At 71.4% G+C, this 12810-nt stretch carries 9 protein-coding genes and 3 pseudogenes; 5 read left to right on the top strand and 7 right to left on the bottom strand.

Annotation, left to right across the window (positions count from 1 at the left end; all coding sequences use genetic code 11):
• Positions 1–15: 15 nt before the first annotated feature.
• The 3 genes from ACQEV8_RS38425 to ACQEV8_RS38415 are packed head-to-tail and all read right to left on the bottom strand — an operon-like array spanning position 16 to position 3597.
• Positions 16–1044, bottom strand: coding sequence for an ABC transporter permease (locus tag ACQEV8_RS38425; RefSeq protein WP_432970254.1), 1029 nt, complete (start codon positions 1042–1044; stop codon positions 16–18).
• Positions 1037–2527 carry a sugar ABC transporter ATP-binding protein gene (locus ACQEV8_RS38420; RefSeq protein WP_432970251.1) on the bottom strand — a complete coding sequence of 497 codons (1491 nt, stop codon included), beginning with the start codon at positions 2525–2527 and terminating at the stop codon, positions 1037–1039. The genes ACQEV8_RS38425 and ACQEV8_RS38420 overlap by 8 nt, the downstream gene beginning before the upstream one ends.
• Positions 2524–3597, bottom strand: a complete 1074-nt coding sequence (locus ACQEV8_RS38415) for a sugar ABC transporter substrate-binding protein (protein WP_432970248.1) — start codon at positions 3595–3597, stop codon at positions 2524–2526. Before ACQEV8_RS38415 ends, ACQEV8_RS38420 begins: the two co-directional genes overlap by 4 nt.
• A gap of 166 nt (positions 3598–3763) precedes the next feature.
• On the opposite strand from ACQEV8_RS38415, the gene ACQEV8_RS38410 reads away from it, so the two are divergent.
• Positions 3764–4468, top strand: a complete 705-nt coding sequence (locus ACQEV8_RS38410) for a FadR/GntR family transcriptional regulator (RefSeq protein ID WP_432970245.1) — start codon at positions 3764–3766, stop codon at positions 4466–4468.
• Positions 4469–4501: 33 nt separating this feature from the next.
• Here the strand turns inward: ACQEV8_RS38410 and ACQEV8_RS38405 are convergent, their stop codons facing one another.
• Both ACQEV8_RS38405 and ACQEV8_RS38400 read right to left on the bottom strand, forming a co-directional pair.
• Complete coding sequence (locus ACQEV8_RS38405; RefSeq protein WP_432970242.1) at positions 4502–4975, bottom strand: carboxymuconolactone decarboxylase family protein; 474 nt, start codon at positions 4973–4975, stop codon at positions 4502–4504.
• Between the two features lie 50 nt (positions 4976–5025).
• Positions 5026–5865: pseudogene (locus tag ACQEV8_RS38400) on the bottom strand (glycoside hydrolase family 38 C-terminal domain-containing protein); the annotation flags it as partial.
• Between ACQEV8_RS38400 and ACQEV8_RS38395 the strand changes: the two are divergent.
• Positions 5849–6004: pseudogene (locus tag ACQEV8_RS38395) on the top strand (LacI family transcriptional regulator); the annotation flags it as partial. The pseudogenes ACQEV8_RS38400 and ACQEV8_RS38395 overlap by 17 nt on opposite strands.
• Before the next feature lie 66 nt (positions 6005–6070).
• Complete coding sequence (locus ACQEV8_RS38390) at positions 6071–7129, top strand: alpha/beta hydrolase family protein (protein ID WP_432970239.1); 1059 nt, start codon at positions 6071–6073, stop codon at positions 7127–7129.
• A gap of 6 nt (positions 7130–7135) precedes the next feature.
• Here the strand turns inward: ACQEV8_RS38390 and ACQEV8_RS38385 are convergent, their stop codons facing one another.
• The gene (locus tag ACQEV8_RS38385; RefSeq protein ID WP_432970236.1) at positions 7136–8674 is read right to left on the bottom strand and encodes an alpha-L-fucosidase; all 1539 of its coding nucleotides are present in this window, start codon (positions 8672–8674) and stop codon (positions 7136–7138) included.
• Positions 8675–8686: 12 nt separating this feature from the next.
• Positions 8687–10549 carry a family 20 glycosylhydrolase gene (locus ACQEV8_RS38380; RefSeq protein ID WP_432970233.1) on the bottom strand — a complete coding sequence of 621 codons (1863 nt, stop codon included), beginning with the start codon at positions 10547–10549 and terminating at the stop codon, positions 8687–8689.
• Positions 10550–10803: 254 nt separating this feature from the next.
• On the opposite strand from ACQEV8_RS38380, the pseudogene ACQEV8_RS38375 reads away from it, so the two are divergent.
• Positions 10804–12143 (top strand): annotated as a pseudogene (locus ACQEV8_RS38375) (amidase).
• A 206-nt stretch (positions 12144–12349) separates the two neighbouring features.
• Positions 12350–12772, top strand: coding sequence for a VOC family protein (locus ACQEV8_RS38370; protein WP_432970230.1), 423 nt, complete (start codon positions 12350–12352; stop codon positions 12770–12772).
• Positions 12773–12810 lie beyond the last annotated feature (38 nt).

The raw sequence follows: 12810 nt of genomic DNA, 5'->3' as shown, positions 1-12810 counted from the left end.
GCAGGGGCGGGGGCGTCAGTCCTGGGCCCGGCCGGTGGTGACCCGGGCGATCATGAGGGCGACCAGGATGATCCCGCCGTAGATGGCCTGGATCCAGAACGACGGCACCTGCGCGAGGGTGAGCAGGTTCTGCACGACCCCCAGAAGGAGTACGCCGGTCAGGGCGCCGAACATGGTGCCCTTGCCGCCGTCGAGGGCGATGCCGCCGATCACCGCGGCCGCGAACACCGTGAAGATCATGTTCTGGCCCTGGTTGGCGCTGATCGCGCCGACGTAGCCGGTCTGCATGATGCCGCCGACCGCGGCGAGGACGCCCGCGACGACGAACACGCCGAGCATGACGCGCTCCACCCGGATGCCCGCCGCCCGGGCGGCGTCCGCGTTGCCGCCGATGGCGTACAGGGCGCGCCCGACCCGGTGGTACTTCAGGACAAGACCGGCGACCGCGAAGGCGATCGCGGCGAGCCACACGGACAGCGGGACGCTGAGGAAGGTGGTCGTCGCCAGCGAGTAGAAGCTGTCGGGCATCCCGAACAGTGTCTTGCCCTTGGTGGCGCCGACCAGCAGGCCGCGCAGCACGATCAGCATCGCCAGCGTCACGATGAACGCGTTGAGCTTGAACTTCACGACCAGGACGCCGTTGAAGGCGCCGACGGCCGCACCCGCGACGAGGATCGCCAGCAGGGCGAGGGCAGCGGGGAGTTCGGTGCCCCAGCCGGACTGGGCCGCGGGCAGGACGAGCAGTGCGCCCACGGCGGGCGCGATACCGACGACCGATTCCAGGGACAGGTCGAACTTTCCGGTGATCAGCACGAGCGATTCGGCGAGCACGACCATCGCGAGGGCGGCGGAGGCGCCGAGGATCGAGACGATGTTGCGCTCGGTGAGGAACGAGTCGTTGACGACGGTGCCCAGCACCAGGAGCAGCAACAGGGCGGGTACCAGGGCGAGTTCGCGGGCCCGGCGGAGCAGGACGGCCTTGGCGGCACGCGGGTCGGTGGCTCGCGCGGGCGCGAGCGGCGGGGCCGCCTTGGTGTCAGCCATGGTCCACTCCTTCGATGGAGGCGATGAGCTCGTGGTCGCGCCAGCCCGCAGGGTGCTCGGCGACGACCCGGCCGTGGAAGAGGACGAGGACCCGGTCGCAGCGCCTGAGGTCGTCGAGTTCGTCGGAGACGACGAGCACGGCGGTGCCGTCCTCGCGGGCGGTGTCGACACGGGCGAGCAGGGACTCCTTGGACTTCACGTCGACGCCCGCGGTCGGGTTGACGAGGACCAGGAGCCGCGGGTCGGAGGCGAGGGCCCGGGCCATGACGACCTTCTGGGCGTTGCCGCCGGACAGGTCGGAGACGGGCTGCTCGGGTCCCGCCGCGTGGATGTCGAGGCGTTCGATCAGCGCGGTGGCGACATCGCGCTTGTTGTCGGTGCCGACGAAGCCGAAGCGGCCGAGCCGGTCCAGGACGCTGAGGGTGGTGTTGTCGCCGATGGACATGCCGAAGACCAGGCCCTGCTCGTGCCGGTCGCGGGGCACGAAGCCGACGCCGGCTTCCAAGGCCCTGCGGACATCGCCGAACGGCAGCGGTCGCCCGTCCAGCCGGACCGTCCCGCTCGTGGGGGTGTGCAGGCCCGTGAACGACTCGGCGAGCTCGATCTTGCCGCTGGCGCTCGATCCGGCGAGTCCGACGACCTCGCCGCGCCGGACGGTGAGGCCGACGTTCTCGTACGCGGCCGAGGTGAGACCCCGCACGTCGAGCAGGACGGGACCACTGGCCCCGAGGGTCCGCTGCCGCTCGGCCTGGTCGGCGATCGTCTCCCCCGCCATGGCCTCCACCAGGGCCTGGCGGGGAAGGTCGGCGACCGGTGCCGTGGTGATCCAGCGGGCGTCACGCAGCACGGTGACGGTCTGGCAGACCTCGTACACCTCCTGGAGGTGGTGCGAGATGAACAGGAAGGTGACGCCCGAGTCCTGCAGGGCGCGCATGCGTGTGAACAGCCGCTCTATCTCCCGGTTGTCGAGCTGCGCGGTGGGTTCGTCGAGGATGATGAAGCGGGCGCCGAAGCTCAGCGCCCGGGCGATCTCCACCATCTGCCGGTCCTCGACCTTGAGGTCGGCGGTGCGGGCCTGCGGGTCGACGCGCACGTCCCAGGTGTCGAGGAGCCGGGCCGCCTCGGCCTTCAGGCGGCGCCAGCTGATGAACCCGCGCCGGAGCGGCTGCCGGTTGATGAACAGGTTCTCGGCGACGGTCAGTTCGGGGACGACCGTCGGGTGCTGGTAGACGCAGGCGACCTTGCGGCGCCAGGCGTCCCGGTCGGTGAGCGGGGGCGCGGGGTCGCCGTCGAAGCGGACGGTGCCCTCGTCGGGGGCCTCGAGGCCGGTGAGGATCCTGACCAGCGTCGACTTGCCGGCGCCGTTGCGCCCGACGAGGGCGTGGGACTCACCCGGCAGGACGGTGAGCCGGCCGTCGGCGAGGGCGGTGGTGGGGCCGTACCGCTTGACGACGTCCCGTGCTTGAACGAGTGGCGTCGTCATTTGACCGTGTTGCCCCAGAGCTTGGGGTCGTCGACGTTGTCCTTCGTGACCAGCGGCGCGGGCAGCTGGTCCTCCAGGATGCCGCTGGGCAGCTTCACGATCGTCGAGTCGTGGTCGGTCGGGCCGGGCTTGAACGTCTTCCCCTGCATCGCCGCCTTGATGTAGTACATGCCGTACTTGGCGTAGGCGTCGGCGGGCTGGGAGACGGTCGCGTCGATCTCGCCCTTGCGGATCGCGTCGAACTCCTGCGGGATGCCGTCGTTGGAGACGATGGAGATGTGGCCCGGCTGCCCGGCCTTCTTCAGCATTCCCTTGGACTTGAGGGTCTGGAGGGTGGGCGCGAGGTAGACGCCGCCCGCCTGCAGGTAGATGCCCTTGATGTCGGGGTTGGCGTTGAGGAGGGTGTCGAGTTTGGAGGCCGCCGTGTCGGACTCCCACTTGGCGGGGATCTCCAGGACCTTGAGCTTGGGGAAGTTCTTCTTCACGCAGGCGCGGAACGCCTCGGAGCGGTCGCGGCCGTTGACCGAGGCGAGGTCGCCCATGATCTGCACGACCTTGCCGGAGGTGATGTGCTCGCCGAGGTACTGGCAGGCCTTCTCGCCGTACGCCACGTTGTTCGCGCGGACCACCATCGCGACCTTGCCCTTGTCGGGCGCCACGTCCACGGCGACGACCGGTACGCCCTTGCGCTCGGCCTGGTCGAGTCCCGCCTCGATGGCGGCGCTGTCCAGCGGGGCGACGACCAGGCCCTCGACGCCCTGGTTGAGCTGGTTGTTGATGTCGGTGATCTGCTGCGAGGGGTCGCTGTTGGAGTTGACGGTCTTCATCGCGTCCACCCCCTCGGACTTCGCCATCTTCGGCACGTAGTCGTTGTACGACTGCCAGAACGGCGAGGTCAGCAGGGGCAGGACGACCCCGACCTTGCCGCTGCCGTCGCCGCCGCCGGCCCCGGAGGCGCCGGTGTCCTTGGTACTGCCGCACGCGGCGAGCACCAGGGAGGCACCGGCGGCCAGCGCCACCGCGCCGACGATCCGGGACCTGTTCCGCTTCCGCACTGTGCTTCCGGGCATCTGAGGGCGCTCCCATCGACCGGTCTTCGAGCAGATGCCCGCATACTTATCAGACCACTCCCCCACCGGAACACCCTGCGACGGCACATTTTCCCGCTCCGGGCTCATAGTGGTCCGACCACCTCGCTGGTTAGACTGCGCCGGAGCCTGTGATCGGAGGAACGGCGTGGACGACGAGACCGCCCCGCAGAAGGGCACCGTGACGCAGCGCGCCATCGAGCGGATCAAGGCGATGATCGGCGAGGGCCGGCTGGAGCCGGGCCAGCGGCTGCCGACCGAGCGTGACCTGGCCGTCCAGCTCGGCATCTCCCGCAGCTCGATGCGGGAGGCGATCCGCGCGCTCACGGTGCTGGGCGTGCTGGAGGCCCGGCACGGGTCGGGCATCTACGTCACACAGCTGGAGGCCGGGGACCTGCTGGAGACGTTCGGTGTGGTGGCGGACCTGTCGCGCGGTCCGCGTCTGGTCGAGCTGCTGGAGATCCGGCGGATCCTGGAGTCGACGGCGACCGCGCTGGCCGCCGCCCGCATCACCGACGACGGGCTGGCCGAGGTCGAGAAGCACTTGGCGGCGATGAACGCCACGGACGATCCGGAGGAGATCCTCGCCCACGACCTGGCCTTCCACCGGGAGATCGCGGCGGCGGCGGGCAACGAGACCATGGCCGCGATCCTTGAGGGCCTGTCCTCAAGGACGTTCCGCGCCCGGGTCTGGCGCGGCTACCAGGAGGAGGGCGCCTTCGAACGCACCCGCCGTGAACACGCCGCGATCCACCGCGCCCTGGCCGCCCACGACCCGGAGGCGGCCCGCGCGGCGGCGGCCGCGCACGTGGGCGAGGTGGAGGAGTGGCTGCGGACGCAGCTCGGGCCCTGAGCCGTGTCCGCCGCTACTTGAACGTGCGCGCGGCTACTTGAACTGGCCGGGCCGGTAGTCGCCCGCCGGCTGCTCCAGCATGACGTTCAGCCGGTTGGCGGTGTTCATGAAGCCGATCAGGGTCACGAGGGCGGCGAGCTGCTCCTCGTCATAGTGCTTGGCGGCCCGCTCCCAGACCTCGTCCGGGACACCGCCGGCCCCGTCCGCGATACGAGTTCCCTGTTCCGCCAGTTCCAGCGCGGCCCGCTCGGCCTCGGTGAACACCGTGGCCTCCCGCCAGGCCGCGACCAGATGGAGCCGTACGGAGCTCTCGCCCGCGGCGGTCGCCTCCTTGGTGTGCATGTCGATGCAGACCGCGCACCCGTTGATCTGGCTCACGCGGAGCGAGACCAGTTCCCGGGTGACGGCCGGCAGCGGTGACTCCACGACCGACCGACCCAGGGCGGTGAACTGCTTGATGACCTTGCCGGCGCCGGGGAGGGCGAATACGTCCAGACGCGCGCTCATGGTGAGCTCCTCTGTCGTTGTCGATGCGTACACCCCTATGAGTCAGCGGCTCACCGCGATGTGACATCGACAGTTGTGACCTGCGTCACTGACTGCGCGCGCCGCAGCCGCAGCGTCATCAACTCGAAGGGGGCAGCCGCACCGCGATCCGCCCGTCCCGGATCTGCCGGTGCCGTCGCATGGGCCAGCGGCCGTTCCAGCAGGTCCGTGACCGAGACAGCCGCGACCTCGAAGCCGGCGGTGAGCGTGGCGCGCGTCCGGCCTCCGAAGGCCTCCTGGAACCGGACGACGACGTCCCCGCTGCCGTCGTCGGCCAGCTTGACCGCCGTGACGACCACCGCGTCCTGGTCTGCCGTCACCAGCGGCACCACCTCCACGGCACCGGTGAGCCGCCGCTCCGGCACGTTGATCCGCCAGCCCTCCCGCACCGCGTCGGCGATGCCCGCGCCCGGCACCAGCGCGTGCCGGAAGCGGTGGACGCCCTGGTCGGTCTCCGGGTCGGGGAGACGCGGGGCGCGCAGCGGGGAGACGCGCACGGTGGTGGTCGTACCGTGGTCGCCGTCGGTACGGACCGTACGGGTCACGTCGTGGCCGTACGTCGAGTCGTTGACGAGCGCGACGCCCCAGCCGGGTTCCTCCAGGTGGACGAAGCGGTGGTTGCACACCTCGAACTTGGCGGCCTCCCAGGAGGTGTTGGTGTGGGTGGGCCGGTGGAAGTGCCCGAACTGGGTCTCGGAGGCGTACCGTTCGGCGTGCACGTCGAGCGGGAAGGCGAGTTTGAGGAACTTCTCCGTCTCGTGCCAGTCGACCTCCGTGTCCACCGTCAGCCGCCGCTCCCCCGGCGCCAGTGACAGCAGCTGGGTGACACGGGAGGCGCCGAAGCTCCGTAACGCGGTACCGGCCGACGTGTCGGTGGTGGCCTGGGAGGACACCGCCCTCCTCGACGGCGGCCCGGCCCGGGCGGTACGGGTGCCGGTGCCGCGGCTGATCGAGCGGGACAGTACGGGGGGGGCGGCGCGGGGCACGTGAGCACGCCCCCGGGGCCGGGCAGCACGGACCTGCCCTCCTGGGCCCGGCGGAGTCACAATGGACCGTATGCGGCTACGGGGCACCGTCTGGGCCTCCGCCGGACTGCTGCTGACCGTCGCGGTCGGCTGCACCGGCGGCGGGGACGAGGACGCGCCCGGGACCGCTCCCACCTCGGAAAGGGCCGAGGCCGCTCCGACCTCGGCCCCCGCCACGAGCGAGCGACCTCGCGGCACAACCTCCCCCGCCCCCTCACCGGCCGACCCCGTCTCCCTCCCCGCCCTGATACGGCGCGAGCACACCGGCTCCGGGCTGCGCCTCGGGGCCGTGCTCGACCGGACCTCCGCCTACACCCGGTACGCCGTGACGTACGAGGCGAACGGCCTGACGATCTCGGGGATCATGAACATCCCGGAGGGCGACGGCCCGTTCCCGGCGCTGGTGCTGGCGCACGGATACATCGACCCGGACGTCTACTTCAGCGGCCAGGGCATGCCACGCGAACAGGACCGCCTGGCCCGCAGCGGCTACGTGGTCCTGCACACCGACTACCGCAACCACGCCCGCTCCGACAAGGACCCCGACAACGACGTGAACCTGCGGCTCGGCTACACCGAGGATGTCATCGGCGCCGCCCTGGCCCTGCGCGACTCGGGGCGCCCGGAGATCGACGGCGACCGCCTCGGCCTGTTCGGCCGGTCGATGGGCGGCGGGGTCCTGTACAACACGCTGGTCGTGGCGCCCGGTCTGTTCGACGCGGCCGTGGCGTACGCGCCGGTGAGCGCCCGCCCGCAGGAGAACATCGACCACTTCCAGCGGCCGGACGGCGACCCCCTCGTGGCCGAGATCGAGGAGAAGCACGGCACCCCCGAGGAGGACCCGGACTTCTGGCGCGGCGTCTCGCCTCTCACCTACGCCGACCGCGTGAGCGAGCCCCTGCTGATCCAGCACGGCACCGCCGACGACACCTGCCCCCTCACCTGGTCACGGGAGGTCTCCGCCACGTTCGAGGAGGCAGGCAAGGACGTCGAACTCCGCACCGTCTCCGGCGAGGGGCACACCTTCGGGCGCCGCTGGGCATCCGAGATGGACGTCACCGAGGCCTTCTTCGCACGCCACCTGCGCTGACCCCGTTCAGACCCGGGACCGGTACAGCCCGAACTCCGCGATCCGTACGGTCCCTCGCGCCCCGGTCACCCGCACCCGCCACCGCCGGGCCCGCACGGCGCCGGGCAGCAACAGGATCCGGCCGGCGCCGACGACGCCCGCCCGGGCCGCCTCCCTCCAGCCGCCGTCGCGATACGCCTCCACCACGAAGCTCTCCACCTGCTGGCCGTACCGGATGTCCTCCGCCAGCCGGACCCGGTCCACCGCCCGCTCCCGGCCGAGGTCGACGGTGACCCGGCCCGGTGAGCTGCTGGTCCGGGCACCGTGAGCCAGGTCCTCGGGCAGTTCGCGGTCGATACGCTCGCGGAACTCCCGCAGGCGCGTGACATCGGCGGCGGGCAGCAACCCGTCGGTGTCGGGCGGGATGTTGAGGAGCAGCACGGAGTTCCGGCCGACGGACCGGAAGTAGATGTCCGTCAGCTGCTCGACCGTCTTCGGCTCCTGGTCGGCGTGGTAGAACCAGCCGTCCCGGATCGACACGTCGCATTCGGCGGGCCACCACTGGAGGTAGTCGGCGACGGGTTGCGCCGCGGCCAGGGCGTCCCGGCTGCCCATGTCGGGGGCGTCGTAGGAGAGGGCGTAGTCGGTCCGCCCGTAGTCCTTCTCCTGGACGGGGACGACGCTCCACTCGTCCTCCCGGGCCAGCCCGCCCTCGTTGCCGACCCAGCGGACGTCCGGCCCGGTCACGGCGACGACGGCGTCCGGGGCGAGGGACCGCACGAGGGTGTACCAGCTGTCCCAGTCGTACTTCTCGACCTTGTCCGGCGGGATGTGCCCCTGGGCTCCGTCGAACCACACCTCGTCGACCGGTCCGTACTCGGTGAGCACCTCGTAGAGCTGGTTGAGCATATGGGCGCCGTAGTCGGTGGCGGGGAGCGTGTACGAGCGGGGCGGGGTGCGGTCGTCGCCGTCGACGAGGGTGGGGACACCGCGGTCGGCGCGGGCGCTGCCGTTGGCGTACACGCCGTGCAGGTACTGGTTCTCGTCGGCGGGCGAGATGTAGACGCCGACCTTGATGCCGTGCCGCCGCATGGAGTCGGCGAAGTCGCGCAGGACATCGCCCCGGCCGTCGCGCCAGTTGCTGGACTCCACCGTGTGGCCGGTGTAGCGGGAGGGGTAGAGGACGAAGCCGTCGTGGTGCTTGACGGTGAGGATGGCCAGCTTGAAGCCGCCGTCGCGCAGAGCGCGGGCCCACTGGTCGGTGTCGAGGCCGACGGGCTGGAAGACGTCCGGGTCCTCGTCGCCCGTGCCCCATTCCAGGCCGGTGAAGGTGTTCACGCCGAAGTGCAGGAAGGCCGTGCGCTCCAGACGCTGCCAGGTGATCTGCCCTGCGGTGGGGCGTACTTGGGAGGCCTTGCGGACCAGGTCCTCCGGGCTGTCGCCGGGGCCGACGGGGATACGGCTGCGCCGGGGGTCCGGCGGGACTGCCAGTGCGGGTGCCGTCGTGCCGCCGGTCGCGGCGAGGACGACGGCTGATGCGACGAACACGCGTCGGGACACGGCCATGGCGACGACTCCTCAGGTCAGATGCCAGACGGCGGGGGTGCGCTGATCGGGCGGGTACTGCGCGAGCCGGCCGTCGTCGGTCACGCTCACCGTCATCTGTGTGATGGCGTTGACGAGCCGGTAGCCGCCCCGTCCGGCCGGCGCCAGCTCCCAGCGCTGGAGAGTGGAGGCGGGGTAGCACGCCTGCGGCGTCACCTCGACGCCCGGCTGGAGGGGCACGTTGAGCGTGAGCTTCCCGCCCCGCACCTCCAGACAGCCGTCCTGGGTCCGCAGGGTGGCGTAGCCGTCGGCCGTGCGCCAAAGGGAGGCGGTGAACGACCGGCCACCGGACGTCCGGAACGTGTACGTCCCGTCCGCGACCGGCACCCGGGTCAGATCACGGAAGCCGGGCGCGTGGCCCACGGCCGTACCGCGCGCGGTGAACCCGTCGTACGTGGCGTCGGGACGCGGATCGCCCCAGGTGGCCTGGGCGATGTGCCGCAGGGCGGGCCACAGGGCGACGGCCACCTCGTTCTCGGTCTCCCCGCGGCCGTTGTCGGGCCAGAGACTGATCTTCGCTCCGGTGATGCCTTCGCTGGAGGTGAGCTTCTCGCCCTCGAAACTGCGCGGGTCCCAGCTCTGGTCGTACAGCGCCTCGGTGTCGGTGTGGAAGCCGCCGCGGACGAGGTAGAGGGCGTACGCCGCGTTCATCAGGGGGTAGCCGTCGGCGATGAGTCGACTCGGCTCGACCGCCACGTTCAGCCAGTGCTCGACCGTCGTACCGGCCGCTACCGGCACGGTGTTGGCGCCCGTGAGCCCGTCGTTCCAGATACGGAGCCGCTTGCCCTTGGACGTCGCGTAGGCGTGAACACGGTTGACGAAGTCGACGAACGCGTCCTGGGGTGTGGCGTCGGGGCCGTGCCTCTCCCGCGCGTACTTGAGGACCTGCGGGTACTTGGCGAAGTCGGAGCCGAGCATGTACTCGTCGGCGCCCATGTGCCAGTCCCGCCCGGGGAAGACCTCGGCGTACTCGTCCATGAGGCTGGTGTAGTAGGCGAAGGCCTCGGGCCGGGTGATGTCCAGCCGGGAGGGCTGCCTGGCGCCGTCCGTGTCGGTGAGCTGGAGGTCGGGGCGGTTCTCTATCCACGGGTCCATGTGGCCCGGGGAGTTGATCTCGGGAATGATCTCGACGTGGTACCTCTCGCCGAGCGCGACCAGCCGGCGGATCTCGTCCTTGGTGTAGTAGCCCCAGGTGTTGGCCTCGGGGTGGGCGCCGCTCTTCACCTTCAGTTCGAGGAGCAGCTGGTTGAGCTTGTGGTACGCCATCTCGCGCACCAGGTTCTCCAGCCAGGGCAGCGAGACATGGACGTAGCAGGCGCAGACGCCGACGCCCCGTTCCTTGTAGCGCGGCACGTCGACGGTGCGGCCGGCGGGGACGCGGTCGCTTTGGGCGAGGAGCTGGAGGAGGGTCCGGGTCCCGTAGAAGGCGCCGGTCTCGGTAGCGCCGGTCACCGACAGCCGCCGCCCCGCGTGGAGTTCGTAGCCCTCGGGGCCGAGCGAGGATCTGCCGGGCCGGATGTCGATAACGATGTCACCGGCCCGGGCTCCGCCCCCTACGACGGGGACCGTGCCGTGACCGGCTGCCCGGAGGTCGGCGGCGAGAGTGCCGGCGACCCGGCGCTCGGCCCCGGTGCCGGCGACCAGCCGGGTGCCCCGGCCGTAGGCGTAACTCCCGGATTCCGGGGACCAGTCGGTGAGTGCGGGCACGGTGACCGGGGTTCGCGACACTTCCGCGACCGCGGGTGCCGCCGGTGCCGCGGGTGCCGCCGTGACGAGCAGCGCCAGTGCCGCCAGGACTCCGGGCCACCACGTTCGCCGTCTCCTGCGCTGCGTCATACGGCTCCCCAATCATCGGACGTCTGATCATTGAGCTGACGTCGACGGCTGTCAATGGGGCGTGCAGACGTGAAAGTTGAGCCATTGATCGGATGTCCGGAGGTGCGTGGGGCGTATCGAGAGCCTTGTCCGGCCGTGACCTCGACGTGCGCCCCGTGCCGGTGCACAGTTCTCCCTACGTACTCGCCAGTAAGCCCGTCCCTCTCCCTTCCGATCCCTTCCGATCCCTTCCGATCCCTTCCGAGGAGTTGTCCGTGACCAGTTGGGCCGGCCGCACCGCCGCCGAGATATCCGCCGCCGTCCGCGAGAAGCGGGTCACCCCGCGCGAGGTGGTCGCCGAGCACCTCGACCGGATCGAGCGGCTCGACGGCCGTGTCGGGGCCTTCCGCACGGTGCGTGCCGAGGCGGCGCCGGCCGAGGCCGACGAGGTGGCCGCGCGCGGCGACTTCGCAGATCTGCCCCTGGCCGGGGTGCCCGTGGCCGTCAAGGACAACCTCACGGTGCGCGGCGAGTCCCGGCGCGTCGGCTCGGCCGCCACACCCCACACCTCCGCGGCCGAGGACCATGTGACGGTGGCCCGGCTCCGGGCGGCAGGCGCGGTGGTCGTGGGCCTGACGAACGTCCCCGAACTGTGTGTCTTCGGCACGACGGACGGCGTGCTGGGCACCTCCCGCAACCCCTGGGATCCGACGCGTTCGGCGGGTGGTTCGTCGGGCGGCAGTGCCGCCGCGGTCGCGGCCGGGATGGTGCCGATCGCCCTCGGCAACGACGGCATGGGTTCGCTGCGCATACCGGCCGCCAACTGCGGCCTCGTCACCATCAAGCCGGGCCACGGAGTGGTCCCGACCGGCGTCGGGGACAGCGACTGGTTCGGCATGTCGGAGAACGGGCCCCTCGCCACGACCGTCGAGGACGCCCGGCTGATGCTCTCGGTCCTCGCGGGCGCCGACTGGCCCCGGTCCGAGCCGAGCGCCCTCCGGGTCGCCGTGTCGCTGCGCAGCCCGCTGGCCGGGGTCACGATCAGCCGGCCGTACACGGCCGCCGCCCGGGAGGCGGCCGAGGTGCTGATGAAGGCGGGCCATCAGGTCCGGCGCGCCGATCCGCCCTACCCGATGTCGCTCCCCCTGACCTCGCTGATGCACTGGACGGCGGGCACGGCAGCGGACGCGCGGCACCTCGACCGGCGTCTGCTCAACCGCCGCACCCGGGTCCACGCCGCACTCGGCCGGCCCTTCGTGGCCACGGCACGCGCCGGGGCGAGCCGGGAACAGCTGCGCCGACGGCTGGAGCCCTTCTTCACCGAGTACGACGTGCTGCTCACCCCCGCGCTGGCCCGCCGCTCCCCGCAGGCCGCGCCCTGGCACGAGCGGGGCTGGCTGCGCAACGTGCTGGCGAACACGAACTACTCGCCGTTCACGCCCGCGTGGAACCTGACCGGCTGGCCCGCCATGTCCGTCCCCTGCGGAACCCTCCCCTCCGGCGCCCCTGCGCCGTGCAACTGGTGGGACGCCCGGGTACGGAGTCCCGACTCCTGTCCCTGGCCGAGCAGTTGGAGGCAAGAATCCCGTGGCGGCGTACGGCGCCCGTGGACTAGAGTCGGCCGGGTGACTGCCGGGTCGGCCGTAGGCCATGCACGAGTGAGGCGCCCGGCCTCGGCGTGAGCGCGGCGGGGGTGACCCCGCCCGGGCCCGTCCGAGTGCCGGCGAGGGCACGCGCCCCGCCTCTCGTCTCCGTTTCCCCGTTCCCCGCGCCGCAATGGCGCTTCACCACGGATCCCGAAACCCGGAGACGAACCCACTCATGTCCCACGCACAGCACACGCCGCCCGCCCTGCCGACCACCGTCGCCCACCTCAATCACACCGTCGTGTTCGCCTCGGACCGCCAGTTGTCCGCGGAGTTCCTGGCGGCCGTCCTGGGCCTCGAGGTCGGTGCCCCCTTCGGACCGTTCCTGCCCGTCGACCTGGGCAACGGCGTGACCCTCGACTACTACGAGAAGCGCGACGAGCCGATCCAGTCCCAGCACTACGCGTTCCTCGTGCCCGAGGAACGGTTCGACGCCATGATCGGCCGCCTGGAGGCGCTCGGGGTCACCTACTACGCCGACCCGAGCCACACCGAACCCGGCCGCGTCAACGACCTCTTCGGCGGACGCGGCGCCTACTTCGACGACCCGGACGGCCACAACCTGGAGATCATGACCCGGCCGTACGTCCGCCCCTGACGACCACCCCGGGATGCCGATGCCCTCGGCGCATACCC

Origin of the sequence: Streptomyces sp. CA-179760 (assembly GCF_050937045.1) — a bacterium.
Taxonomy (GTDB): Bacteria; Actinomycetota; Actinomycetes; order Streptomycetales; family Streptomycetaceae; genus Streptomyces.
This window is presented reverse-complemented; position numbering and strand designations above follow the sequence as displayed.

What these genes read in the sequence shown, in the direction of transcription:
- ACQEV8_RS38405 (WP_432970242.1), bottom strand. Translation starts at nt 4,975, where the DNA reads ATGAGCGCGCGTCTGGACGTATTCGCCCTCCCCGGCGCCGGCAAGGTC.
- ACQEV8_RS38370 (WP_432970230.1), top strand. Translation starts at nt 12,350, where the DNA reads ATGTCCCACGCACAGCACACGCCGCCCGCCCTGCCGACCACCGTCGCC.
- ACQEV8_RS38420 (WP_432970251.1), bottom strand. Translation starts at nt 2,527, where the DNA reads ATGACGACGCCACTCGTTCAAGCACGGGACGTCGTCAAGCGGTACGGC.
- ACQEV8_RS38385 (WP_432970236.1), bottom strand. Translation starts at nt 8,674, where the DNA reads ATGGCCGTGTCCCGACGCGTGTTCGTCGCATCAGCCGTCGTCCTCGCC.
- ACQEV8_RS38425 (WP_432970254.1), bottom strand. Translation starts at nt 1,044, where the DNA reads ATGGCTGACACCAAGGCGGCCCCGCCGCTCGCGCCCGCGCGAGCCACC.
- ACQEV8_RS38380 (WP_432970233.1), bottom strand. Translation starts at nt 10,549, where the DNA reads ATGACGCAGCGCAGGAGACGGCGAACGTGGTGGCCCGGAGTCCTGGCG.
- ACQEV8_RS38415 (WP_432970248.1), bottom strand. Translation starts at nt 3,597, where the DNA reads ATGCCCGGAAGCACAGTGCGGAAGCGGAACAGGTCCCGGATCGTCGGC.
- ACQEV8_RS38390 (WP_432970239.1), top strand. Translation starts at nt 6,071, where the DNA reads ATGCGGCTACGGGGCACCGTCTGGGCCTCCGCCGGACTGCTGCTGACC.